Raw genomic sequence first — 22,101 nt, 5'->3', positions numbered from 1 at the left:
GAGCGTAGCCGTCCGGTCAACGGGCTTCAAAACGGTCGCGCCGCCGGGCACGGCGGCGCGAACACCGGGCGTACAGGAGAAGGTGCAGTTCGAGCTGGTTCCCCGGTTCGTACAGCCCGGGGCCGAAGAGACCTTCGAGCTTCCGCAGCCGGTAGCGCACGGTCTGCGGATGGACATGCAGGCGTGCGGCCGCCCGGTCCGCCTTGAAGTGGCACTCCTAGAGTGCCAGCAAAGTCGCCTCCAGCTCCTCCCGGAGAGAGGGTCGGGTGGCCACAAGCGGGGCGAGCCGCTCGTCCGCCGCCAGGTCCACCAGGTCGGCGCTCCACGACGTCATCAGCCGGGGGAGCATGTCGACGGCGCGTACCGGCCAGTCACCGTCGGCGACGGCGCGGTCGCCGTGCAGCAGCTCCAGCGTCCGGGTCGCCCAGCGCCGCGAGGTCGCCGCGTCCGTCACCTCCACGGTGGGGCCGATCACCGCGGGCCGCCCGCGCAGCGCCGTCTCGTACCGGTGACGCCGCCCGGGGGCGTCCGGCTCCGGTATGACCAGGCAGCGCCTCTCCATCTGCAGCCCGAGCAGGGCCTCCGGCGGGAACCTCAGCCGTCCCTCGACCGGGGCGCCATGCCGCAGCGCGACCACCGCGACCCTGCGGGGGAGCTGCCAGCCCGCGCTCCGGGCCGCCACCTCCAGCTCCGACCGCCGTGGGCTGTCGCTCAGCAGCAGGCTGAGCAACCTCCGCCGGCGCCCCTCGGGCCCGTCGGACGCGTACGACCTGGAACGGACGTAACCGGTGACAGCGGCCTCGGCCACGCGATCCGCCGCGGCGTACACCGCCTGTGCGATCTTGCCCACCGTGCCGGCTCCGACGCACACGTCCTGCTGGTCGAGGTATTCCGTCAGCCGGACGACGATGGTTCCCGCGACCAGCCGTACGGCCGCGAGCAGCTCGCCCGAGTGCTGTCCCCGGGCCGCCGTCCGCGCCCCGGTGTCGCGTGCCAGCGCGAGAACGTCGTCGCCCGTGCACTCGGGATCGACCAGCGCGTCCAGGAGATGCCTGACCAGTCGCTCGACGAGGCCGTCCAGGGATCGGACCCGCCGCAACGCCGGGATCTCCTGGCGGATCCTGGCCGTCGCCTCCGCCGCGACCTCCAGTGCGTCGGGACGCGCCATCCTGTCGAGGATCTCGTTCTGCAGTGCGATCTCCACCTGTGACTCCCGTCCTGGCTCCGGTCGGCGCAACGTTCCCCCAGCGCCGTACGCCGCGCTATCCGCAGAACTACCTACGTCGTACAGATCCGCGGTGCCGGACCGGTCACCGGGGCGCGGGACGGACGCGCGGAACCGGCGGGCGAGCGGCGACTCGGTGCTTCCCCGGTGCCTCAGGGCACCGTCATCCCGACGGTGAGGCCGACTCCGAGGCCGGCGCACGGCGCGGCGTTCCGCCTCGGTCTCGCTGCGAGCCGCTCGCCGGCGATCCGCCCGGCGTCCGCCGGCCGGACATGTGTGGTACATCGGGTCGCCCCGGGCCTGGCGGGGCCGCCGCGCGCTCGGAGCGCTCGGGGGCCGGGCACGCCGGGCGGTGTGCAGGGCCCGGGAGACGCAGCCTGCCGGACGGTCGGCCCCGTGCGGTGCTCCTCCCCCGCCTGGGGCCAGGTGAGCGGCGACCCGGACCCGGGTGGGGCCTCTCGGTCGGCCAGGGGCGTCCTGCTGGGCCGGTGCGCGGCGTCGGTCAGCTCCGAGCGCTCCCGGCGAGTGCCCTCGGGGTGTCGGCCGTGTCGATCCGCTTCGCCTTCGCACCGGGGCGAGGCTCGCCGTTGCCTTTCTCCGGACCGTCGGCGAGGACCGCGGCTCACGCGCCAGGGCCGGCGACTCGGCAGAGGCATTCCGGGACGGGTCGTACGGCGGCGGCCACCGCTCCACATACCGCGTTCCGTATCCCGTGTTCCGTGTTGACGCCACGTGACATCATGAACACGGGGCCGGTGGCCTGGGGCAGTTGGACCTGGACCGTACGAGAAGGGGTATGCGGTGAGCAATCTCAACAAGGGGCTCGGCAAGGTCGAGGTGACGCTCAAGTGGGACCCGAGCGCCGCCGACGCCCCCGAGCACGACCTCGACATCATCGCCGCCGTCTACGGGACGGAGGACCTCTACGGGACACCCGCCTACCTGGCGCACTTCGACAGCCGGTCCCCGGACGGCACCATCACGCTCGACAGGGACAGCCGGAACGGCCTGGGTTTCGGGACCGACGAATCGATGACGCTGGAGCTCGATCGCCTTTCGTCCGCCTACGGGCGCGTGGTCGTGGGTGTCGTCATACAACAGGGGGGCGGGCACGTGACGTTCGCCGACGTCACCCACACCGAGTTCGCCGTCCGCGAGGGCTACAGCGAACTGCAGACGCACGACTTCGGGGACGTCCCCGACGCGACCGCCGCGACGCTGGTGGAGTTCGTCCGCGACTCCGGCGGCACATGGACCCGGCGCCGCGCCGTCCGTGGTTTCGACACGGACCCGCAGTCCTTCACCCGGCTCATGGGCGCCCAGCACGCCTGACGGCGGTGGGGAGGGCGCCCACGACGGTACGGAACCTCCACGCGAGCCCGGTGCGGACCGTCCGGTCGTCCAGCCGTCTGCGGCCCCCGCCCGGACCGCGGCAGGAGCGGCTGCACGAAAGCCCACCCGGCGTCGGCCAGTTCACGGCGGCTCGCCTGAGCGGGACCCCCGACCGAAGATCAGCAACGCCAGACCTCGCGCCGAAGGCGGCCGGAGCCCCGCGCTCGCAGCCCGCAGGACTGTGCTGGTAGCGGCACAGTCCTGCGGCGAGCGGGGCGGTACGGGCTCCCTGTGGAGGAGGGGGCGGCGACGGACTGTCAGCCGCCCACAGCGTGCGGCGAAACCGTGGAGCGCAGCGCCTCCAGGCCCGCCTTGACGAGAGGGTGCCCCGCGCTGCCGCGCCGCACGGCGGTCAGCAACTGGCGTGCGGGAGCCGATCCGCCCAGCAGCGGGACCCGCGTCACCGGGTGCTGGGGCAGCGGCACGATCCTGGGTATGAGGCAAACCCCGAGCCCTTCCGCGACGAGCGAGGACACCGCGTACCACTCCTTGACCTGGTGGGTGATGCGGGGGGTGAAGCCGGCGGCCGCACACGCCGCTGCCACCAGGGGGAAGGTGTCGTTGTTGTGCTTCTTCACGATCCACGCTTGGTCGGCCGCTTCCAGGAGGTGCACTCCCTCGGGCCGGGCGAGCCGGTGGCCTTCGGCGACCAGCAGGTCCTGACGGTCGGTCGTCAGCGGTGTCTGCTCGAAGCGGGGGTCGGTGACGGGCGGCGCGTCCGGGCCGGGCAGCACCAGAGCGATATCCGCCTCCTCAGCGAGCAACAACCGGTAACACTCGGTGCTCTCCTCCTCGGTGACCAGTGGCTCTACCAGCGGGTACGCCTTCCGCAGCCCGGCGACGGCCGGGGCCGCGAGCGTCGCCAGCGCGGAGGAGACCCCGCACAGCCGCAGCGTGCCCCCAAGGACCGTGCTCTGCTGAGCGAGTTCCGCCTGCGCCTCCTCCCACCGCAGCCGCAGCGCGTCAGCGTGCCGGAGCACGATGTGCGCGGCCGGTGTCAACCGCACTCGCCGCCCCTCGGGCCGCAGCAGTTCCACCTCCAGGTCACGGGCCAGCAGACGCAACTGCTGGGAGACGGCCGAAGGGGTCAGGTGCAGCGCGGCGGCGGTCGCGGTCACCGTTCCGTGCTCGGCGAGTGTCCGCAGGACGTGCAGCCGGTGGTCGATCATGTAGTCCAGCCTAAACGGTCAGCGGCAAAATGTTTTGCTGGACGTGGATGCTTCCGGCGTCAAGCCTGGAGTCATGACGAAGCTTCCAGCGCCCGCGCTGATGCTGGGGAGCGTGCTGAGCATCCAGTTCGGGCAGGCCATCGGCAAACAACTCGCCGGCGTGGTCGGCGCGTCGGGAGTGTTGGCCCTGCGCCTCGGCCTGGCCGCGGTTCTCCTGCTCCTCCTGTACCGGCCTGCACTGCCCCGCAGCCGCACGGACGCGGGACCGATACTCGGCTTCGGTACCGCCATCGCGGGGATGAACCTGATCTACCCCGCGTTGACCCTCCTGCCGTTGGGACTGGCCAGCGCACTCCAGCTCCTCGGGCCGATCACCCTTGCGCTGCTCACCTCGCGCCGCCCCCGCGACGCGGGATGCGCCGTCCTGGCCGGCGGAGGCGTGTGGCTCTTCTACGCTCCGCACGGCGCCGCCTTCCCGCTCGGCGGCGTGCTTCTCGCTCTGGCGTCAGGGGCCTGCATGGCCGCCTACCTGCTGCTGAGCAAGAAGGCGGGGGCCAAGGACGCGGGCGGGGGACCACTGGCCCTGGCGCTGGCCTGGGCCGCGGTACTGACGGTACCGCTGGGCGTGGTCGAACCAGGCACGCGCCTGCTCGCTCCCCACGTGCTGCTGACCGGGGCTGTGGTCGCGGTGCTCTCGGCCGTGCTGCCGTACTCACTGGAACTGGCGGCGCTGCGGCGCCTGCCGACCAGGACGGTGGGCGTGCTGGTCAGCCTGGAGCCGGCGAGCGCCGGCCTCGCGGGAGTGCTGGTCCTCGACGAGCACCTGCGGATGGCGCAATGGGCCGCCCTGGCCTGCGTGGGCACGGCGAGCGCCGGGACGGTGGTCCGACGGAAACCCGAGCGGTCACCCGAACCGCCGGCGACCTGCCGGTGACGCTCGTCGGGTCCTCCACCACAGGGGGTCGCCGTCCGCGACACCGCCGCCTGGTCCGCCTGCCCACGCGCACCGAAGCAGTGCGCCCTCGATGCCGACGCCGGACACGGCAGCGCCGGCGGGTGCGGAACCCGTCGTCGGCGAATGTGTCGGCGGGCTGGGTGGTACCGGTGGAGGCGTGGCCCAGGCGGCGGGGGCTGTGATGGGACGCCGTCAGGGACCAGTCCGGTGGCGGGGGTGCGGCGGAGCGGGCGAGGAGGCTCCGCGTCAGGCCGGACCGAGGACGCAGAACTCGTTGCCTTCCGGGTCGGTCAGGATCTTCCACGGGAAGTCACCCCGGCCCGCGTCGGCCGGTGTCGCGCCGAGGGCCTCAAGCCGGGCCGCCTCCGCCACTTGACCGTCGCTCTCGAAGGGGTAGGGCGCCAGGTCGAGGTGGAGGCGGTGCCGCGTGACCTTCAGATGGGGCGTGCGGACGAACTCCAGACACGGGCCGACACCCGTGGCGGAGCGCAGCAGCGCATGATCGTCGGTCGCCTCGTGCAGCTTCCAGTCCATCGCCTCGCCCCAGAACCGGGCCATGGCCCGCGGGTTCGCGCAGTCGACGACCACCGCGGCGATCGGCCCGGTGCCCCGGTAGGTTTCCCCAGGCTCCTGGACGCAGAACACGTTGCCCTCCGGATCGGCCAGGACTGTCCTCGGGAGGTCGCCCCGGGCCACATCGGCAGGCGTCGCACCGAGCTCCTCCAGGCGCGCGACCAACTCCGCGTGGTGGGCGGCGGAGGTCGTGGCGAGTTCCATGTGCGCGCGGTAGTTCACCGTCTCGGGGTCCGGGACGGCGACGACGTCGACGCGGACGGCGGCGGCGTCCGGCCAGGCGGGGCCCAAGGGCTTGACGCTGGTCGCACCGGACCCCTCGCCGGCAACACGCCAGCCGAGCGCCTCCGCCCAGAACCGACCCAGTGCCGCGTCATCCCGGGCTTTGAGATTCGTTTCGAAGAGGTGCAGCGCCATGCCGCCAGCCTATCCAGAAGTGGCGAACTGCCGTTCGTCACCGCTGCGTTCGGACGGACGACCGGGAGCCGAGCACAGCCTCCCCACCGGGCCGGAGCGGGGGTCACGGCCCTCCTGGCCTACGGCCAGGCCGTGGCCGGGAGGGGTCCACCAGGGCGGCGGCGCCGTTCAATCGTCCGCGGCGAGCGGGCGTGTGGCGTGAGGGGCGTGAGGACCCGGGAACCCTCCCTGACGGTCACCGCGACGTGCGCGCAGGACGGGCGCGAGCTGTTCGGGAACCGGCTCACCGGCAGCGTGACGCGTGCACGACCGGGTGATCTCGTCCTCCGGGACGCCCGGAGGAGGGAGCGGGCGCGGACGGCCGGGCGTGGGTTGGGGTCGGCGCGGTGGACTCGGGGACGCGCGGGGCCTCCTCGTCGCGCCCCTCGCCCCCGTCACGTCGAGCCGAGCCGTCGCGGACTCGGACGCCCGCGCGGCGGTGGCCCGCCCGCATGCGACGCGGCGGAGTAGTGGGTTCGGCACCGGGTCGAGTGCGGCATCGACCGCTTCGCGCGGCACCGTGCCGTGGCCAGCGGGTCGGGAAGCGCTCACCGTTCGCCGGGGAGCCGCTGTTCCGAGCGTGCCCGTCAGGGCGGGGGCCGTGACGGGCGCGTGCCACGCAGGCCGTGGCCCTGGTCGGTGATCAGGGCCTGCGTACCTCGTACTGGAAGCAGCCGTACTCCACCGCCCGTACGTGCACGAGCGCGACGGCGGGGTCGGCGAAGGCCGTGTGCAGGGCCTGGTCCACGGCGGCCCGGGCGTGGCCGGGGTCGTTGGGCAGCCGCACGAGCGTGCCTCCGGCGATCCGGCCTTCGCCGTCGTATCGGCGCAGGACGCGCCGCGCCCCGGTCTCGGCGAACGGATGGCCGGAGCTCGCGTCCGGGCCCGCGCACTGGCCGGTGTGGACGAACACCGGGCCCACCTCGTCGTAGGCCCCCGGGTCGGCGCCCACCTCCGCCGCCCACCGGCGCAGCGGAGCGTACGACACCAGCGAGACCCTCTCCCCCGCCCGGCTGCGGCGCAAGCAGCAGCGCAAGGGCGCTCCGTCCGGGTCGTACGCGTAGGGGCGGGGGGCCGCGCCGGCGTCGTCGCGTCGGCGGAGCTCGTCGAGAACGCGGGGGGGCGATGGCAGTCGGCCGGTACGTCACTGTCGTCATGCGTCCAGACTGCGGGTCGCCATGCGCCGACGCTGGCGAGAATCCGACTTCGCGTTCCGTCGCCGGGTCTGGTCAGGGACACCGCGCCGGCACCCCGAGGCACGCCCTGCGGCTGCTCACCCGGCGCCGCGGCGGGGGGTGGCGGGGTGCCGGGCGGGCCGGCCGTCGCCCGGGGCGGTCCGGGGGCGGCCGGCCCGGGGCCGGCGGGGCGGGGGCGTCAGGCCGTGCCGAAGCGGAGGACCGGCAGCTCCTCGGTCGCCACGTGGACGATGTGGGACTCGGTGTAGACGTCGATGCTGTGCCGCCCGCCCTCCCGGCCGAGACCGCTGGCCTTGACGCCGCCGAAGGGCGTGCGCAGGTCGCGCACGTTCTGGGAGTTGACCCAGAGCATCCCGGCCTCGAGCGACTGGGCCATCCGGTGGACGCGCCGCACGTCGTTGGTCCACAGGTAGGCGGCCAGTCCGTAGCGGGTCGCGTTGGCCAGTTCCAACGCCTGCGCCTCGTCCGTGAACGGGGTGACGCACACCACCGGCCCGAAGATCTCCTCCTGGAAGACGCGCATGCCGGGCGTGACGTCGGCGAAGACGGTGGCCGACAGGAAGTTGCCGTCGGCGATCCCGGGCGGGCGCGTCCCGCCGGCCACCAGCCGGGCACCCTCCTCGGTGCCGACGCGGACGTAGTCCAGCACGCGGTCGTAGTGCTCCCGGTGGATCAGCGCCCCGAGTTCGGTGTCCGGGTCGTCGGGCGCGCCCACCCGCACCCGGGCCGCGCGGTCGGCCAGCCGCTCCACGAACGTCTCGTACACCGCTTCGTGTACCAGGACGCGGGAGCTGGCCGTGCAGCGTTCGCCGTTGAGCGAGAAGACCCCGAACACCGCGGCGTCCAGCGCGCGTTCGAGGTCGGCGTCGTCGAAGACGAGCAGCGGGGACTTGCCGCCGAGCTCCATCGAGAGGGTCTTGAGGTGGTCGGCGGCCGCGCGCATGATGGTCTGCCCCGTGCCCGTCTCACCGGTGAAGGAGATCACCGGCACGTCCGGGTGGGCGACGAGCGCGGCGCCCGCGTCCTCGCCGATGCCGTGGACCATGTTGAACACCCCGGCCGGCAGTCCGGCCTCCTCCATCACCTCGGGGAGCACCCCCGCCGAGAGCGGTGACCACTCCGCGGGCTTGAGGACGACGGGGCAGCCCGCGGCGAGGGCGGGGGCCAGCTTCCACGTCTCCAGCATGAACGGGGTGTTCCACGGGGTGATCAGGCCCGCCACCCCGACGGGCTTGCGCAGGACGTAGTTGAGCTGGGCCGAGGCGACCCGGTAGACGTCCTCGCTCAGCGTGGTGATGACGTCGGCGAAGAAGCGGAAGTTGTGCGCCGCCCGGCGTGCCTGGCCGCGTGCCTGCGTGATCGGGAGGCCGGTGTCGCGGCACTCCAGCGCGGCGATCTCCTCGTCGCGCGACTCGATGGCGGTGGCGATGCGGCGCAGCACCGCCGCGCGCTCCTGGCCGCTCATGCGGGGCCAGGGGCCGTCGGTGAAGGCCCGGTGCGCGGCGGCCACCGCGGCGTCGACGTCCTCGGGTCCGCCCGCCGAGGCCGTCGCGTAGGGCTCGTTCGTCGTCGGCTCCAGCACGGGGAAGGTCGCGCCGGAGACGCTGGGGGCGTGCCGCCCGTCGATGTAGTGCTCCAGGTTCATCACGCCGCTCCCTCGCTGTGGGCCAGAAGTTCGTTGATACGTGCGATCCCCGCCTCGGTCGGCGGGGCCAGTGGCGGGCGGACGTGCCCGGAGGTGATCAGACCGCGCTGCTGGAGCACCCACTTGGCCGGGGCGGGGTTGGTCTCCACGAACAGCAGCTCGACCAGCGGGTGCAGGGCGTAGTGCAGGTCCAGGGCCGTCCGGTGGTCGCCTTCGACGTAGGCGGTGTACATCCTGGCCACCGCGGCGGGGGCCAGGTTGGCGGCGGCGCTGACGAAGCCGACGCCGCCGATGGCCAGCAGCGGCAGGCACAGCAGTTCGATGCCCGACCACATGAGGAAGTCACGGCCGCAGTGGTGCAGCACGTGCGAGAAGTGCTCGAAGTCCTTGGTGGTCTCCTTGATGCCCACGATGTTGTCGTGGGCCCGTCTGAGCCGGCCGACGGTCTGCGGCGCGATGTCCACCGCCGTGCGGGAGGGCACGTTGTAGATGACGATCGGCAGGTCGGGGAATTCGGAGGCCACCGTGGCGTACCAGCGGTAGAGGCCCTCCTGGGTGGGCCGGGCGTAGTACGGCGTGATGACCAGGGCGATGTCCGCTCCCAGCCGCTGTGCCTCGCCGGTCAGCCAGAGGGTTTCCTCAAGCTTCGCCGAGCCGGTTCCGGGCAGGAACGGCACGCGGCCGGCCGTCTCCTCGGCGACCGCGGCCATCACCGCGACCCGCTCCCGGGCGTCGAGGGCTCCCGGCTCGCCGGTGGAGCCCCCCGTCGAGATGCCGTGCGAGCCCTGCTCCATCTGCCAGCGGACGAGCGACCGCAGGGACGCGAGGTCGAGCTCACCGCTGTCGGTGAAGGGGGTGACGACGGGGGCGATGGACCCGCGGACGGCCGCCGGGTCCGAACGGAACTTCATGTGGTCCTCCTTGGCTTGGGGTGGGTGCGCGGCGGGTCCTGGCGGCGCGCGCCCGCAGGCGCGCCGCCGCGGCCGGGGGTGCGGCGGCTCACGCGCCCCCGTGCCCTTCGCGGTAGACCTCGCGCCAGGTCTCGTTCATCGGGTACAGGCCGTCCACCGAGGCCCCCTGGTCCACCTGCGCGTGGATGAACCGCTCCTCGGCCTCCTGCTCGGCCGCGTCCCGGGCGACCTCGGCGGCCAGGGCGGGCGGGAGGACGACGACACCCTCGGCGTCTCCGACGAGCACGTCGCCCGGCATCACGAGCACGCCGCCGCAGGCCACCGGCACCTGGGAGTCGACGGGGACGTGCCGGCGGCCGAGTACGGCGGCGTGCGGCACCGCGTAGTAGGCGGGCAGCTCCAGGTCGGCGAAGGTCGGGCTGTCCCGGAGCCCGCCGTCGGTGATCACACCGGCGGCGCCCCGGCGCAGGGCGCGCAGCGCCAGGATGTCGCCCAGGGTGCCGGCGCCGCGCTCGCCGCGCGCTTCGATGACCAGTACCTCGCCGGGGCGGATCTCCTCCACCGTGCGCTTCTGCGCGTTCATCCCGCCGCCCACCTCGGCGAAGACGTCCTCGCGCAGCGGCAGGTAGCGCAGGGTCCTGGCCACTCCCACCATGCGCAGGTCCGGCCGGGTGGGACGCACGCCCTCGATGAAGTGGTGGTCGACGCCGCGGCGGCGTAGCTGCGAGGAGAGCGTCGCGGTGGAGACCGAGCGCAGGAGCCCGGCGGTCTCCTCGTCCAGCGGCGAGGCGGGCGGCGGGGCGGCACCGTGCGCGGGCCCGTGGGCGGCGGCGCGGGTGGCCGCGTCGGCCCGGGGCCGCGCTCCCCACGCGGGCAGTTCCCCGGTGTCGGCGACGATCTCGCTGCGCAGCCTTCCGGTGCCGTTGAGCTCCACCTCGACCACGTCACCGGGCCGCACGACGGTGGACCCGGCCGGGGTGCCGGTGAGGACGATGTCACCGGGCTCCAGGGTCATCAGCCGCGACAGGTCGGCGATGAGCAGGTCGAAGCCGAACAGCAGCTCCTCGGTGCCGGCGTCCTGGACGCGTTCGCCGTTGACGTAGGTGCACAGCCGCAGCCGCGCGGGGTCGGCGTCGGTGAGCAGCACCGGGCCGACGGGGGTGTACCCGTCCTGGCCCTTCGCGCGGAGGTTGGAGCCCAGGTCGGCGTGTTTGAGGTCGTAGACGCCGAAGTCGTTGGCGGCTGCGTAGCCGGCCACGTGCTCCAGCGCCCGCTCCGGGCGGACCCGGTGGGCCCTGGACCCCATGACGAGGGCGATCTCGCCCTCGAAGGCGAGCAGCTCGCACCCGGCCGGGCGCACCACCGGCCGTCCCGACCAGGACAGCGACGAGGGCGGCTTGAGGAAGTAGGAGGGCGCGTCGGGCGTGCGCCCCCGCTCCCGCGCACGGCTGCGGTAGTTGAGGTGGACCGCGATGATCTTCTGGGGGGCCAGCCCCAGCGGGTGGTCCGTGTCGACCTGAATCATATACGAGATGATGCACGATGAGTGATCCGGTTGGCGAGGGCTATGGACAAGATATTTGTCTTCGTACATGATCTGAGACACCCGACCGGCACTCCGGTCACCCGGTACCGCGCGAGGCGAAGGAGTCACACCCCGCCCGCGCCGACGGTGCCGGGCGCGCGCACCAACGACGCCTTCGCCGGGTGCGAGGCGTACACACACCCGGGAGGGGCGTGATGGGAGAGATCGTCATGGCGGCCAAGATCACTCATGTGCCGTCGATCTGGCTGTCCATCCAGCCGGGCCGGCACTTCGGGATCCGCCGCCCCGCGGAGCAGGCACTCACCGAGATCGGCCGGCGGGCCCGCGAGCGGGGCGCCGACACCTTCCTGGTGGCCGACACGCACTGGATGAACAGCATCGGCTTCCACCTCAACGGCAAGGAGCGCCACCGGGCGTCCTACGCCAGTCACGAGCTGCCGCACTTCATCCACGACCTGGAGTACGACTACCCCGGCGACCCCGAACTCGCCGAGCTGGTGCGCGAGGAGATCGCCGCGGGCGGGCAGAAGGCGCGCGTCCACACCTACCGGGACCTGGGCCTGGAGTACGCCACCCTCGTGCCGATGTACTTCATGAACGACGACGCCGCGATCCGCGTGCTGCCCATCGGCTGCAACATCTACTCCACGATCGAGGAGAACCGGCGGATCGGGCGGGCCCTGCTGCGGGCCGTGCTGCGCAGCGACCGCAAGGTGGCCTTCCTGGCCAGCGGCTCCCTCTCGCACGCCTTCCCGCCCAACGAGATCGCCGAGTCGCTGCTCAACGAGGTGAGCAGCGAGATCAACCGCCAGGTGGACGCGGCGGTGCTGGAGATGTGGACCCAGGGCAGGGCCAGGGAGTTCCTCGACATGCTCCCGGACTACAACCGGCGGTGCACCGGCGAGGGGGCCATGGCGGACACGGCGATGCTCTTCGGGCTGCTCGGCTGGGAGGAGTACACCGGGCGCGGCGAGCTGCTGTGCCCCTACTTCGGCAGCAGCGGCACCGGGCAGGTCGTCGTGGACTTCCCCGTGCCGGGCCGCAACGGCTGATTCCGACCGCACGTCCGCCCGGCCGGTCAAGCCCGTCCCGTACGAGCGGGATACAATCGAGAATGGTATCTGATGTGATGGAGAGTTCCGGAAGAATGCGGGACCGAGCGGACCTGGCCGTCCGAATCCTCACGCCCGAGCGGGGCGCCGCCGCGGCGGCGCCGCCGGTGCTCCTGCTGCACGGCTTCGGCTCCAGCGGCCACACGGACTGGGTGGAGACCGGGATCGCCGCGGCCCTGACCGGCGCCGGGCGGACGGTCGTCCTCCCCGACCTGCGCGGGCACGGCAGCAGCCCGGCGCCCGCGGCCGCGCGGGAGGTGACGGCCGCCGGCTTCGCCGCGGACCTGCTCGCCCTGCTCGACGCGCAGGGGGCCAGGACCGCCGACGTGGTGGCCTACTCGCTGGGGGCCAGGATCGCCTGGGAACTCGCCGCGACGGCCCCCGACCGGGTGGAGCGCGCGGTGCTCGGCGGGCTGGGCCCGGCCGAACCCTTCGAGGCGGTGGACGTCGAGGCCCTGCGGGCCGCGGTCGGCGGCGCGGGCGAGCCCCGCGACCCCCTCACCGCGGCCGTGGCGGGCATGGTGCGCGCCCACGGCGAGGCGGCGCCCGGCCTGGTGCGGTGCGTGGAGGGCCTGCGCAGCACGCCGTTCCGTCCGACGGCCTGGGCCGGTGCCACCCCGCCGGTGCTCGTGGTGGGACAGGACGACATGCTGGTGCGCGGAACGGAGCAGGTCCTCGGCGTACTGGGTGTGGCGGAGCTGGTGAGTGTGCCCGGCGACCACCAACAGGCCCTTTCCGGTGACGCGTTCCGTCACACTGTCCTGAGAGTCCTCGCGCGGTGACCACGGGGGAGGCGCCGAAGGCGGCGGCAGCCGTCGGCTCCCGGCCGCTAACCGCGAGCCGGTCCACAGCGAGGACGCGGATGCCGGTCGAGAGTGAGGGAACGTCAGTGAGTCCGGGGACGAGGGCCAAGAAGGCCAAGGATTCCAACGAGTCCAAGGCGGAGCTCAGCTACGAGCTGCTGCGGTCTCGCATCCTTGACGGCACCTACGTGCCGGGGTACCGACTGGTGGTCAACCAGTTGGCCAAGGAGGCCGGGATCAGCACCATCCCGGTGCGCGAGGCCGTGCGCAGGCTGCAGTCCGACGGACTGGTGGAGGTCGTGCGCAACGTCGGTGCGCGGGTGGCGACTTTCGACGCCACGCAGGTGGAGCACTCGCTCCAGGTCCTGGCCAGGCTGGAGGGGTACGCGACCGCCATCTCCGCCCCCCACATGGGCCCCAAGGACCTGGCGGCCTCGCGGGAGATCAACGAGGGCATGTTCCAGGCCCTGGAGGCGTTCGACCCGGCGGCCTTCACGGCGCTCAACCGGGACTTCCACTTCTCCCTCTACCGGCACTGCCCGGACCGGCACCTCGGCGCGCTCCTGGAGTCGGAGTGGGCGCGGCTGGACCACATGCGGCGCTCGACGTTCACCTTCGTCCCCGGCCGCGCGCGCCGCTCGGTCGAGGAGCACGCCGACTTGCTCCGCCTGATCGAGACGGGCGCCGAGGCGCGGGAGATCGAACGCGTCGCCTGCGACCACAAGATCGCCACCGCCGAGGCGCTGCACGGCGCGCAGACCCCGCCCGGCCCGGACGGCAACCGGAGCGCCGGCTGACGCCGACCGCGCGGCCGGGGCGCACGACCACCGCCCGACCGGGCGCGCGGCCGGCGCATGCCCGGGCCCGCGGCCGGCGTCGCGCGGCGCGGACACGGGGGTGAGGGCCCGGGCGCGCGGCCGGGCACGTCCACCGACGCGGGGCCCGGCCCACCACCTCCCCGGTCGGTGTGCCGGGCCCCGCGCGCGTGCCCGCCGTGCCGCTCACACCAGGAGCTGACCGCCGTCGACCTGGACCACGGCCCCCGTGACGTGTCCGGCCTGCGCGGAGGCCAGGAACGTCACCAGCGGGGCGATGTCGCCGGTGGTGGCGATGCGGCCCAGCGGGATGCGCGCCTCCCACGCCTCCCGGGCCGCCGGGTCCTCCATGAGCCCGGCCGTCATCGGCGTGTGCACCGGGCCGGGTGCCACCCCGTTGACCCGGATGCCGTGCGGTGCGAGTTCCAGGGCGGCCGTCCGGGTGAGGGCGTCCACCGCGGCCTTGGTCGCCTCGTAGTGCCCCAGCCCGGCGGTGGGCTGCCGGGCGCCGATCGAGCTGATGTTGACGACGCTGCCCGCGCGTGCGTCCGCGACCATGCGCGCCGCGACCGCCTGCGTGACGGTGAACGTCCCGCGCAGGTTCACGGCCACCACCGTGTCGAAGACCTCCAGGGGCAGCTCCACCAGGAGGCCGCCGCCGGCGACGACCCCCGCGTTGTTCACCAGGACGTCCACCGGACCCAGCCGCTCGGCCACCAGGTCCAGGCCCGCGGTGACCGAGCGGGGGTCGGTGACGTCCAGCGTCACGGCGGTGCCGCCGCACTCCCCGGCGGTGCGGTGCGCGGCGGCGGCGTCCACGTCGGCCACGGCCACCCGGTCACCGAGGGCGGTGAAGGCTTCGGCCAGGGCCCGGCCGATCCCGCTCGCGCCGCCCGTGACCAGGACGACGCGGCCGGCGGCGCTCACCGGGCCTCCGCGATCAGCACGCGCGGGCTGCCCGGCAGCGCGCGCGTCTCGACCGGCTCCCAGCCGGCCGCGCGCAGCCAGCCGCGCACCTCGTCCTCCGGGTAGACGACGGTGCCGTCGATGACCAGGTACTCCCCCGCGTGCAGCGCGTCGATGCTGCGCTGTTGCGCCTGGGAGTCCAGGAAGAAGTCCAGCAGGAGCAGCGTCGCGCCCGGGGCGGCGGCCTGGCGCGCCCGCTCGGCGATGCGCCGGTTCTGCTCGGCGTCGAACCGGTGGGCCACGTGTTCCAGCAGCACCAGGTCGAAGCCGGAGGGGACCTCGCCGGCCACCGGGTCGCCCTCGACGATCTCGACCCGGTCGCCGACCCCGGCGTCGGCCAGCGTGGTGCGGGCGTGCTCGACGAGCTGGCCGCCGGAGAAGAACACGCCCCGGGCCCCGGGCGCGGTGCGCAGCGCCTCGGCCAGAAAGGAGCCCGAGAGGCCGCCGAGGTCCAGCAGCCGCTGGTGCCGGGAGAAGTCGTAGTGCTCGGCGAGCATCCGGGCGTGCAGGGCGTTGTAGGTCATCACGCCGGAGAGGAAGGTGCCCATCCGGTCGCCGTCGAGGTCCAGCGGGGCGGGGCGCGCGGTGCGGACGGTGTCGCCGAAGCCGAGCCAGTGGCCGTAGCTGACGGAGTCGAGGAAGGCGAGGAAGGGCCGCAGGTCGACGTCGTCTCCCCCGCCGGCCAGGTAGCGCTGCGTGCTGGGGGTGTTGGCGTAGTGCCCGTCGGTGCGCACGAGCAGGCCCAGGCCCGCCATGGAGTCGGCGAGGATGCGGGCGGTCTGCTCGGGCAGGCCGGTGCGCTCGGCGAGTTCGGCGGCGCTCGCCGGGGCGTCGGACAGGGCCGCGAACACCCCGGCCTCGCTCGCGGCGAAGAGCTGCTTGGCGGACATGTAGCCGATGGCGACGCTCACGATGCCGTCCGGTCCTGCGGGGTCGGTGTGGTCCGGTCCATGGGACATGGGTGCACTCCTTGGATGCCGAAGAATATGCTGAATGTTATACGATCAGTGCTCCGGCGGCCAGTGGCCGCGCACCACCATCGGAGGTTCGCGATGAACGACCCAACTCGGTTGCCCAGCCGCCCGCTTGGCACGGACGGACCGCGTGTGCCGGTCTTCGGCCTCGGTTCGTGGAACACCTGGGACCGCATGGACAAGGAGGAGGCGGCCGAACTCGTGCGCCGGGCGGTCGACCGCGGCGCCCACCTGTTCGACGTCGCCCACTACAACTTCGGGCCGCACGCCGAGAACGCCGTCACCGACGTGCTCTTCGGCAGGGCGGTCGCCGACGCGGGCCTGGCCCGCGAGGACTACCTGCTGTGCGGCAAGCTGTGGCTGTGGGAGTACCCCGAGTCCTCGTTCGCCGAGCAGATCGAGGTCTCACTCTCGCGCGTCGGCACCGACCGGGCCGACTTCGTCGTCGCCGGGGACTTCGTGGGCGACCTGAACGTCCGCGCCGTGGTGGCGGACGTGGCCGAACTCGTGCGCGACGGGCGGTTCGGCGCCTGGGGGGTGAACAACTGGTCGGCCGCCGACGTGTGGACCGCCCGCGAGTTCGCCCTGGCCGAAGGGATGACGCCGCCCTCCTTCGCCCAGCTCAAGTACAGCCTGGCCCGGCGTTCGGTGCCCGAAGGGGCGCCGTACGGGCGGCTGTTCTCCGAGGCCGGGCTGGGGCTCCAGGCGTCCGACGTCTTCGAGGGGGGCATTCTGGCGGGCAAGCTCCGCCCCGCGCGCAAGATCGGCGCCGACCCGGGCGGCATCCGCGACCGCATCAGCGCCGCCTACCCCGCCGTCCAGCGGGTGGCCGAGCGGTTCGGCGCGACGCCCGCCCAGCTCGCCGTCGCCTTCTGCCTGACCCACCCGGCCGTCGCCAACGTGCTGTTCGGGGCCAGTAGCCTGCGCCAGTTCGAGGACAACCTGGGGGCTGTGCGGGTGTGGCAGGAGCACGGCGACGCCCTGCGGGACGCGGTGACCGAGCTGTGGATCGACCGGGGCGTGGTGGACGCCGACGCCTCCTGGGGCACGGACGCTCCCCGGCGCGGGTGAGCGCGCCGCACCACCGCGGGCCGCGGCCGGCGACGGCCGCGGCCCGCGCGGCTCACGCCTCGTGGACCACGCGGCCGTCCACCACGGTCAGGGCCACCGGGACCGAAGGCAGGGCGCGCGCCTCCGTCTGGAGCAGGTCGGCCTCCAGGACGCACAGGTCGGCGACCTTTCCCGGCTCCAGGGAGCCCTTCCAGTCCTCCGCGCCGTCCTGCCAGGCCGCGCCCACGGTGTAGGCGCGCAGGGCCTGGGCGACGGTCAGCCGCTGCTCCGGGCCGCGCACCGTGTCGTCCAGGCCGCGCCGGGTCACCGCCGCCGCCAGCCCGGCGCGCCAGTCGGGCGTGAGCACGGGGGCGTCGGAGCTGAGGCACAGCCGGACGCCCGCGGCCAGCGCGTCGCGCGTCGGCCACGCGTGGGTGAGGGCGTCGGGGCCCAGGGCGCCGGCGAGCATGCCCGCGGTCGCCGCCGCGATACCCGGCTGGGTGTTCAGCCCGCTCCCGGACGCGGCCATGACGGCCAGCGTCCGCGGGTGCAGCAGGTCGCCGTGGATCAGGTAGTGCCGGGCGTCCCGGCCGTCGCGGGCCCGGGCCGCGGCGAGGGCGTCGGCGACGACCCGGGTCGCCCGGCCGCCCGTGGCGTGGACGCCGATCTGGTGCCCGGCGGCGTGCGCCGCGTCGATCATCGACACCAGGGCGGCCTCGCGCTCGGCGTCCGAGGCGCCCTCGACCAGCAGCCGCCCGTGGGAGCCGTCGGGGTAGGGCTCCTCCGTCCAGGCGCTGCGCATGGGCGGGATGCCGTCGGCGAAGATTTTCACCCCCGCGACGCGGAACCAGCCCGGGACCTCGGCGGGCGCCTGGAACGCGCGCAGCCCTTGCAGCAGGTCGGGGGCGGTGCTGGGCCCGTCCAGCTCTCCGAAGAGCAGGAGCGCGGTGACCCGGGCGCGCAGCTCGCCGCGCGCGGCGAGGTCGGCGTAGTCGTGCAGCGCTGCGGAGCCGAAGCAGCCGGTCGCCCCGTGGTCCTCGCCGGGGCCCAGCCCCGGTTCGGTGTAGCTGGTGACGCCCAGCGGTGCCAGCAGCTCCCCGGTGCGCGCGATCGCCCGCCGGCGCTGCTCGCCGGTCTCCAGCCGGACGGCCGGACCGGGGCCGCCGTGGTGCCCGTCCCCGCCGCCCGCGTCGGCGAGCTGGTCCATCAGCAGGTTCGGCCACAGCGCGCCGAGCCAGACACCGTGCAGGTGGGAGTCGTTGATGCCCGGCAGGACCGACCGTCCGCGCAGCCGTATGACGCGGGTGCCCCGGCCGATCAGCGGGGCGACGTCGTCGGCCGTGCCCACCCGCGTGACGCGCCCGCCGGAGACGGCCACCGCCTCGGCCACGCGGTCCGCGCGGTCGACGGTGTGCACCGGGCCGCCGGTGAGGACGAGGTCGGCCGCCGCGGTCAGGTCCCGATATTCGTCGAGCATCTTCTTCGCTCCCGCTCTAGACACCGCCGATGAGGCTCCTTACCGTACATGGAATCAGATACGATTTGCAGTGCCGGATCGTGGCGACGGCACCGCACCTGGGCAATCGGAGGTGACGATGCCCCTGCATCCCGAGGCGCGGCGGATCATCGAGCGCGGTAGCGCCGAGAGTTCCGGCCAGGCCCCACCGCTGGACGCGCAGGCGATGCGCGAGGAGTTCCGCCGGGTGTGGCGGATGCCCGACGACCTCCCCCCGGTGGGCGGTGTCGCCGACACCACGGCCCCCGGGCCGGCCGGGGAGATACCCGTGCGCGTCTACACCCCCGAGGGGGCCGGCCCCTTCCCCGTCCTCGTCTGGTTCCACGGCGGCGGCTGGACCATCGGCACCCTGGACGAGAACGAGTACTCCTGCCGCGCGGTGTGCGCGGCGGCCGGCGCGGTGGTGGTCTCGGTCGACTACCGGCTCGCGCCGGAGCACCCCTACCCGGCCGCCCTCGAGGACTGCTACGCGGCGGTGAGCTGGGTCCACGACCAGGCGGCGGCGCTCGCCGCCGACCCCGGCCGCATCGCGGTCGGCGGCGAGAGCGCGGGCGGCAACCTCGCCGCCGTCGTCGCCCTCAAGGCGCGCGACCTGGGCGGGCCCGGCATCCGGCTCCAGGTCCTCGTCTCGCCCGTGGTGGGCCACAGCGGGGACGGGCGGGCCTCCTACGCGGACTACGCGGACGGCTACTTCCTCTCCGCGTCCGCGATGGAGTGGTTCTTCACCCAGTACCCCCGCGACGCGCGGGACCTGGCGGACCCCTACCTGCTCCCCCTGCGGGCCACCGACCTGTCCGGACTGCCCCGGGCGCTGGTACTGGAGGCCGAGTACGACGTGCTGCGCGACGAGGGCGAGGCGTACGCGCGCGCCCTGAAGGACGCGGGCGTCGCCGTCGAGCTCGTGCGCTTCGACGGCCTCATCCACGGCTTCTTCGGCCTCCTGGCGAGTGAGCTCACCGACGCCGCCCGGGCGCACGCGGAAGTCGTCCGGGCACTGCGGTCGGCGTGCGGGGAAGGCCGCTGATGTCCGTTCCGGCCCTGTCCCTGAAAGACGTCAGCATCAAGCGCGCGGACGTCCCCGTCGTCCACGGTGTCTCGCTGGACGTCGAGCCGGCCTCGGTCACCGTCCTGCTGGGCGCGAACGGCGCGGGCAAGACGACCCTGATGGACGGCATCGCCGGCCTGGCCCGGACGGGCGGGGGGACCGTGGAGCTCGACGGGCACCGCGTCGACAAGCTCCCCACCTACCGCCGCGCCCAGGCGGGCCTGGCCTACGTCGAGCAGGCGCGCACCGTCTTCCGCACGCTGACCGTCGAGCAGAACCTGCTCGTCTCCCAGACCGGCGACCGCGGACCGGAGGCGGCCTACCGCCTCTTCCCCGAACTGGACAAGCGCCGCACGCTGCAGGCCGGGAGCCTGTCCGGCGGCGAGCAGCAGATGCTCGTGCTCGGCCGGGCGCTGGTGAGCGGACCCCAAACCGTCCTCATCGACGAAATGTCCGCGGGCCTGGCACCGGTGGTGGTCCGCCGCCTCATGCGGGCGGTGACCGACCTGGTGGAGCTGGGCATCGCGGTCCTGCTCATCGAGCAGTTCGCGCACCTGGCCCTGGAGATCGGCAGCCGTGCCTACGTGCTGCGCAAGGGCCGGGTCGCCTTCGAGGGCGCCTGCGCCGACCTGCGGGACGACAGCGCACGGCTGCACGCGGCCTACTTCGGAACGGCGCAGCCGCACGGCGGCCCCGGGCCCGCCGACCGCCCACGCCCCGACGCGGCAGAGAGCGAGAGACCATGACCCCCTCGGACAAGCGCTCCCTGGCCACCGGGCTGGGCACCGCGGTGCTGGCCTGCCTGCTGGTGCCGGTGGTCCTGCCCCCGTACTGGATCTACCTGGCGATCACCGCGGTCACCGGGGCGGTGATCATGCAGAGCTACGGGGTGATCGTCGGCCGGGTGGGCGTGATGTCCCTGTGCCAGATGTCCTTCGCCGCGATCGGCGCCTGGGTCGTGCTCCGGCTCAACGTGGCCGACGCGCCCGGCGGCTTCCTGCTGTGGCTCGTCCTGGGAGGGCTCGCCGCCGTCCCGGTCGGCGTGGCCATCGGCCTGCCGGCGCTGCGCATCAGGGGCGTGAACCTCGCGGTGGTCACCTTCGGCTTCGCGGTCTCCACCGACATCGTCTTGAACATCCACCAGTTCCCCGGCACGGCCGAGCTGAAGATGCTCCAGCGGCCGGGGATGTTCGCCGACGACGGCCGGTACTTCGTGCTGACGGTGCTCGTCTTCACCCTGCTCGCCCTCGCGCTGACGTGGGTGAGCCGCACCCGTCTGGGCAGGTCCTGGACGGAACTGCGCCACTCGGAGCGGGCGGCCGCCGCGCACGGCGTCTCGGTGGCGCGCAGCAAGCTCGCCGCCTTCGCGATCAGCTCCTTCGTCGCCGGTGTGGGCGGCGGGCTGATGGCCGGGCAACTGGGCCTGGTCGTGGCCGGCAACTTCGCCATGATGCAGTCGCTGGCGCTGTTCGCGGTGGCGATCCTCATCGGGCCGCACCACCCCGAGGGCGCGGTGATGGGCGGGATCTTCGGCGCGGTGATGGCGACCGTCCTGGACAAACTGCGGCTGCCCCAGGACCTGGGCGGGATGCTCTTCGGGGTGGCGGCGGTGTTCGCCCTGCGCAGCGGGGTGAGCCAGACGGACTTCACCCGCACGCGCCGGCGTGAACGCGCGGCCCGCCCGCTGCTCGGCGGGGGCGAGAGCGCCCGTCCCGGACAGAGCGGACCGCCCCGGGAGCCGACCGCGCCGGAGGGTGCCGCGCCCCCGGCCGCAGCCGAGCCACCGGAGGGCACGAGCCCGCCCCGGGAGGCGGACCTCCCGGCCGGCACCGCCCCCACCGCGGCGGCGCCCCAGGGGGCCGCCGACGAGCGGCCGTGCCTGGCGGTGCGGGGCCTGAGCGTGCGCTACGGGAAGGTGGTCGCCCTGGACGCGGTCGACCTCACCGTGCCCGCCGGAGCGGTCGTGGGACTCATCGGACCCAACGGCGCCGGCAAGTCGACCTTCATCTCCGCGGTCACCGGCTTCGTCGCGGGCTACGCGGGCACGGTCGAACTGGCCGGAGAGCCGCTGGAGCGGCTGAGCCCCACCGCGCGGGCCAGGCGGGGCCTGCGCCGCACCTTCCAGACCACGGCCATCGCCCCCGAGCTCACCCAGTACGAGTACCTGACGATCGGAGCGGGCCGCAGGCTGTCCCGCGGCGAGGCCGACGAGCTGCTGGAGTTCTTCGGCTGCCCGCCCGGTGACGTGCCGGTGTCCATCACCGACGCGGGCACCCGGCGGCTGCTGGACGTGGCCGCGGCCATCGCCGCCCGCCCCCGGGCGGCCCTGCTCGACGAACCGGCCGCCGGGCAGTCGGCGGCCGAGTCGCTGACGCTAGGCCGCCGACTCGCCGAGGTCCCCGAGCGCTTCGGCGTCTCGGTACTCCTCGTCGAACACGACATGGACCTCGTCCGGGCGGCCTGCCGCGAGGTGACCGTCCTGGACTTCGGGCACGTCATCGCCCAGGGGCCGACCGCGCAGGTCCTGCGGGACCCGGCCGTCATGGCCGCCTACCTGGGCACGGCGGACGTCCCCGTCCCCTGACCACCACCACGGGACCCCACGCGGTCCCGCCGCCAGGCCGCCGCCCTCAGGGGCGGGCGGCACCGGGTCACGGCCGACCGCCGTCGCCCGCCCGGGGCACCGCCCCGCACCAGCTCCCGACCGGCCCCCACCCGGAAGCGGATCACCCGGACGACCGCCCGAGGCCGT

19 protein-coding genes and 1 pseudogene are annotated in these 22,101 nt (G+C 74.0%); 9 read left to right on the top strand and 11 right to left on the bottom strand.

Annotation, left to right across the window (positions count from 1 at the left end):
• Nucleotides 1-16: 16 nt before the first annotated feature.
• Nucleotides 17-205 (bottom strand): annotated as a pseudogene (locus OSB71_RS24660) (helix-turn-helix domain-containing protein); the annotation flags it as partial.
• Between the two features lie 12 nt (nucleotides 206-217).
• Complete coding sequence (locus OSB71_RS15335; protein WP_265948564.1) at nucleotides 218-1,204, bottom strand: PucR-like N-terminal domain-containing protein; 987 nt, start codon at nucleotides 1,202-1,204, stop codon at nucleotides 218-220.
• Nucleotides 1,205-2,026: 822 nt separating this feature from the next.
• Here OSB71_RS15335 and OSB71_RS15330 point away from each other — a divergent pair.
• The gene (locus OSB71_RS15330) at nucleotides 2,027-2,557 is read left to right on the top strand and encodes a TerD family protein (RefSeq protein WP_265948563.1); all 531 of its coding nucleotides are present in this window, start codon (nucleotides 2,027-2,029) and stop codon (nucleotides 2,555-2,557) included.
• 317 nt (nucleotides 2,558-2,874) lie between these two features.
• Here the strand turns inward: OSB71_RS15330 and OSB71_RS15325 are convergent, their stop codons facing one another.
• Nucleotides 2,875-3,786, bottom strand: a complete 912-nt coding sequence (locus tag OSB71_RS15325) for a LysR family transcriptional regulator (protein WP_265948561.1) — start codon at nucleotides 3,784-3,786, stop codon at nucleotides 2,875-2,877.
• Nucleotides 3,787-3,859: 73 nt separating this feature from the next.
• Between OSB71_RS15325 and OSB71_RS15320 the strand changes: the two genes are divergently transcribed.
• A complete protein-coding gene (locus tag OSB71_RS15320; protein WP_265948560.1) occupies nucleotides 3,860-4,720 on the top strand; it encodes an EamA family transporter in 861 nt (286 codons plus the stop codon).
• A 267-nt stretch (nucleotides 4,721-4,987) separates the two neighbouring features.
• Here OSB71_RS15320 and OSB71_RS15315 read toward each other — a convergent pair whose 3' ends face one another.
• The 5 genes from OSB71_RS15315 to OSB71_RS15295 form a co-directional block, all read right to left on the bottom strand.
• Nucleotides 4,988-5,731 carry a VOC family protein gene (locus OSB71_RS15315; RefSeq protein WP_265948558.1) on the bottom strand — a complete coding sequence of 248 codons (744 nt, stop codon included), beginning with the start codon at nucleotides 5,729-5,731 and terminating at the stop codon, nucleotides 4,988-4,990.
• Nucleotides 5,732-6,413: 682 nt separating this feature from the next.
• Nucleotides 6,414-6,902: a DUF1203 domain-containing protein gene (locus OSB71_RS15310; protein ID WP_265948586.1), complete on the bottom strand. Its 489-nt coding sequence runs from the start codon at nucleotides 6,900-6,902 to the stop codon at nucleotides 6,414-6,416.
• A gap of 242 nt (nucleotides 6,903-7,144) precedes the next feature.
• Nucleotides 7,145-8,611 (bottom strand): 5-carboxymethyl-2-hydroxymuconate semialdehyde dehydrogenase, encoded by a 1,467-nt coding sequence (hpaE, locus tag OSB71_RS15305; protein ID WP_265948557.1) that lies wholly within the window; start codon nucleotides 8,609-8,611, stop codon nucleotides 7,145-7,147.
• Complete coding sequence (dapA, locus tag OSB71_RS15300; RefSeq protein ID WP_265948555.1) at nucleotides 8,611-9,522, bottom strand: 4-hydroxy-tetrahydrodipicolinate synthase; 912 nt, start codon at nucleotides 9,520-9,522, stop codon at nucleotides 8,611-8,613. Before dapA ends, hpaE begins: the two co-directional genes overlap by 1 nt.
• Nucleotides 9,523-9,610: 88 nt before the next feature.
• A complete protein-coding gene (locus tag OSB71_RS15295; RefSeq protein WP_265948554.1) occupies nucleotides 9,611-11,047 on the bottom strand; it encodes a fumarylacetoacetate hydrolase family protein in 1,437 nt (478 codons plus the stop codon).
• Nucleotides 11,048-11,262: 215 nt separating this feature from the next.
• Between OSB71_RS15295 and hpaD the strand changes: the two genes are divergently transcribed.
• The 3 genes from hpaD (at nucleotide 11,263) to OSB71_RS15280 (ending at nucleotide 13,780) form a co-directional block, all read left to right on the top strand.
• Complete coding sequence (hpaD, locus tag OSB71_RS15290) at nucleotides 11,263-12,120, top strand: 3,4-dihydroxyphenylacetate 2,3-dioxygenase (RefSeq protein ID WP_265948553.1); 858 nt, start codon at nucleotides 11,263-11,265, stop codon at nucleotides 12,118-12,120.
• A gap of 95 nt (nucleotides 12,121-12,215) precedes the next feature.
• A complete protein-coding gene (locus OSB71_RS15285; protein ID WP_265948551.1) occupies nucleotides 12,216-12,962 on the top strand; it encodes an alpha/beta fold hydrolase in 747 nt (248 codons plus the stop codon).
• Nucleotides 12,963-13,069: 107 nt separating this feature from the next.
• On the top strand, nucleotides 13,070-13,780 hold the full coding sequence (locus OSB71_RS15280) for a GntR family transcriptional regulator (protein WP_265948550.1): 711 nt from the start codon (nucleotides 13,070-13,072) through the stop codon (nucleotides 13,778-13,780).
• Between the two features lie 204 nt (nucleotides 13,781-13,984).
• Here the strand turns inward: OSB71_RS15280 and OSB71_RS15275 are convergent, their stop codons facing one another.
• Both OSB71_RS15275 and OSB71_RS15270 read right to left on the bottom strand, forming a co-directional pair.
• A complete protein-coding gene (locus OSB71_RS15275; protein ID WP_265948549.1) occupies nucleotides 13,985-14,725 on the bottom strand; it encodes an SDR family NAD(P)-dependent oxidoreductase in 741 nt (246 codons plus the stop codon).
• Nucleotides 14,722-15,723 carry a methyltransferase gene (locus OSB71_RS15270; protein WP_265948547.1) on the bottom strand — a complete coding sequence of 334 codons (1,002 nt, stop codon included), beginning with the start codon at nucleotides 15,721-15,723 and terminating at the stop codon, nucleotides 14,722-14,724. Before OSB71_RS15270 ends, OSB71_RS15275 begins: the two co-directional genes overlap by 4 nt.
• Before the next feature lie 147 nt (nucleotides 15,724-15,870).
• Here OSB71_RS15270 and OSB71_RS15265 point away from each other — a divergent pair, with 147 nt between their 5' ends.
• A complete protein-coding gene (locus OSB71_RS15265; protein WP_265948546.1) occupies nucleotides 15,871-16,809 on the top strand; it encodes an aldo/keto reductase in 939 nt (312 codons plus the stop codon).
• Nucleotides 16,810-16,861: 52 nt separating this feature from the next.
• On the opposite strand, the gene OSB71_RS15260 is transcribed toward OSB71_RS15265, so the two are convergent.
• Nucleotides 16,862-18,289 carry an amidohydrolase gene (locus OSB71_RS15260; RefSeq protein ID WP_265948544.1) on the bottom strand — a complete coding sequence of 476 codons (1,428 nt, stop codon included), beginning with the start codon at nucleotides 18,287-18,289 and terminating at the stop codon, nucleotides 16,862-16,864.
• Nucleotides 18,290-18,383: 94 nt separating this feature from the next.
• On the opposite strand from OSB71_RS15260, the gene lipP1 reads away from it, so the two are divergent.
• From lipP1 to OSB71_RS15245, 3 genes are read left to right on the top strand one after another with little or no spacing between them, the layout of a single operon-like run.
• The gene (gene lipP1 / locus OSB71_RS15255) at nucleotides 18,384-19,328 is read left to right on the top strand and encodes a LipP1 family hormone-sensitive lipase (RefSeq protein WP_265948543.1); all 945 of its coding nucleotides are present in this window, start codon (nucleotides 18,384-18,386) and stop codon (nucleotides 19,326-19,328) included.
• The gene (locus OSB71_RS15250; RefSeq protein WP_265948542.1) at nucleotides 19,328-20,095 is read left to right on the top strand and encodes an ABC transporter ATP-binding protein; all 768 of its coding nucleotides are present in this window, start codon (nucleotides 19,328-19,330) and stop codon (nucleotides 20,093-20,095) included. Before lipP1 ends, OSB71_RS15250 begins: the two co-directional genes overlap by 1 nt.
• The gene (locus tag OSB71_RS15245) at nucleotides 20,092-21,933 is read left to right on the top strand and encodes a branched-chain amino acid ABC transporter ATP-binding protein/permease (protein ID WP_265948540.1); all 1,842 of its coding nucleotides are present in this window, start codon (nucleotides 20,092-20,094) and stop codon (nucleotides 21,931-21,933) included. The genes OSB71_RS15250 and OSB71_RS15245 overlap by 4 nt, the downstream gene beginning before the upstream one ends.
• Nucleotides 21,934-22,101: the final 168 nt, after the last annotated feature.

Origin of the sequence: Streptomyces marinisediminis (assembly GCF_026262575.1) — a bacterium.
GTDB lineage: Bacteria > Actinomycetota > Actinomycetes > Streptomycetales > Streptomycetaceae > Streptomyces > Streptomyces marinisediminis.
Note: the sequence above shows the minus strand (reverse complement) of the source record. Positions and strands in the feature narration are given on the sequence as shown.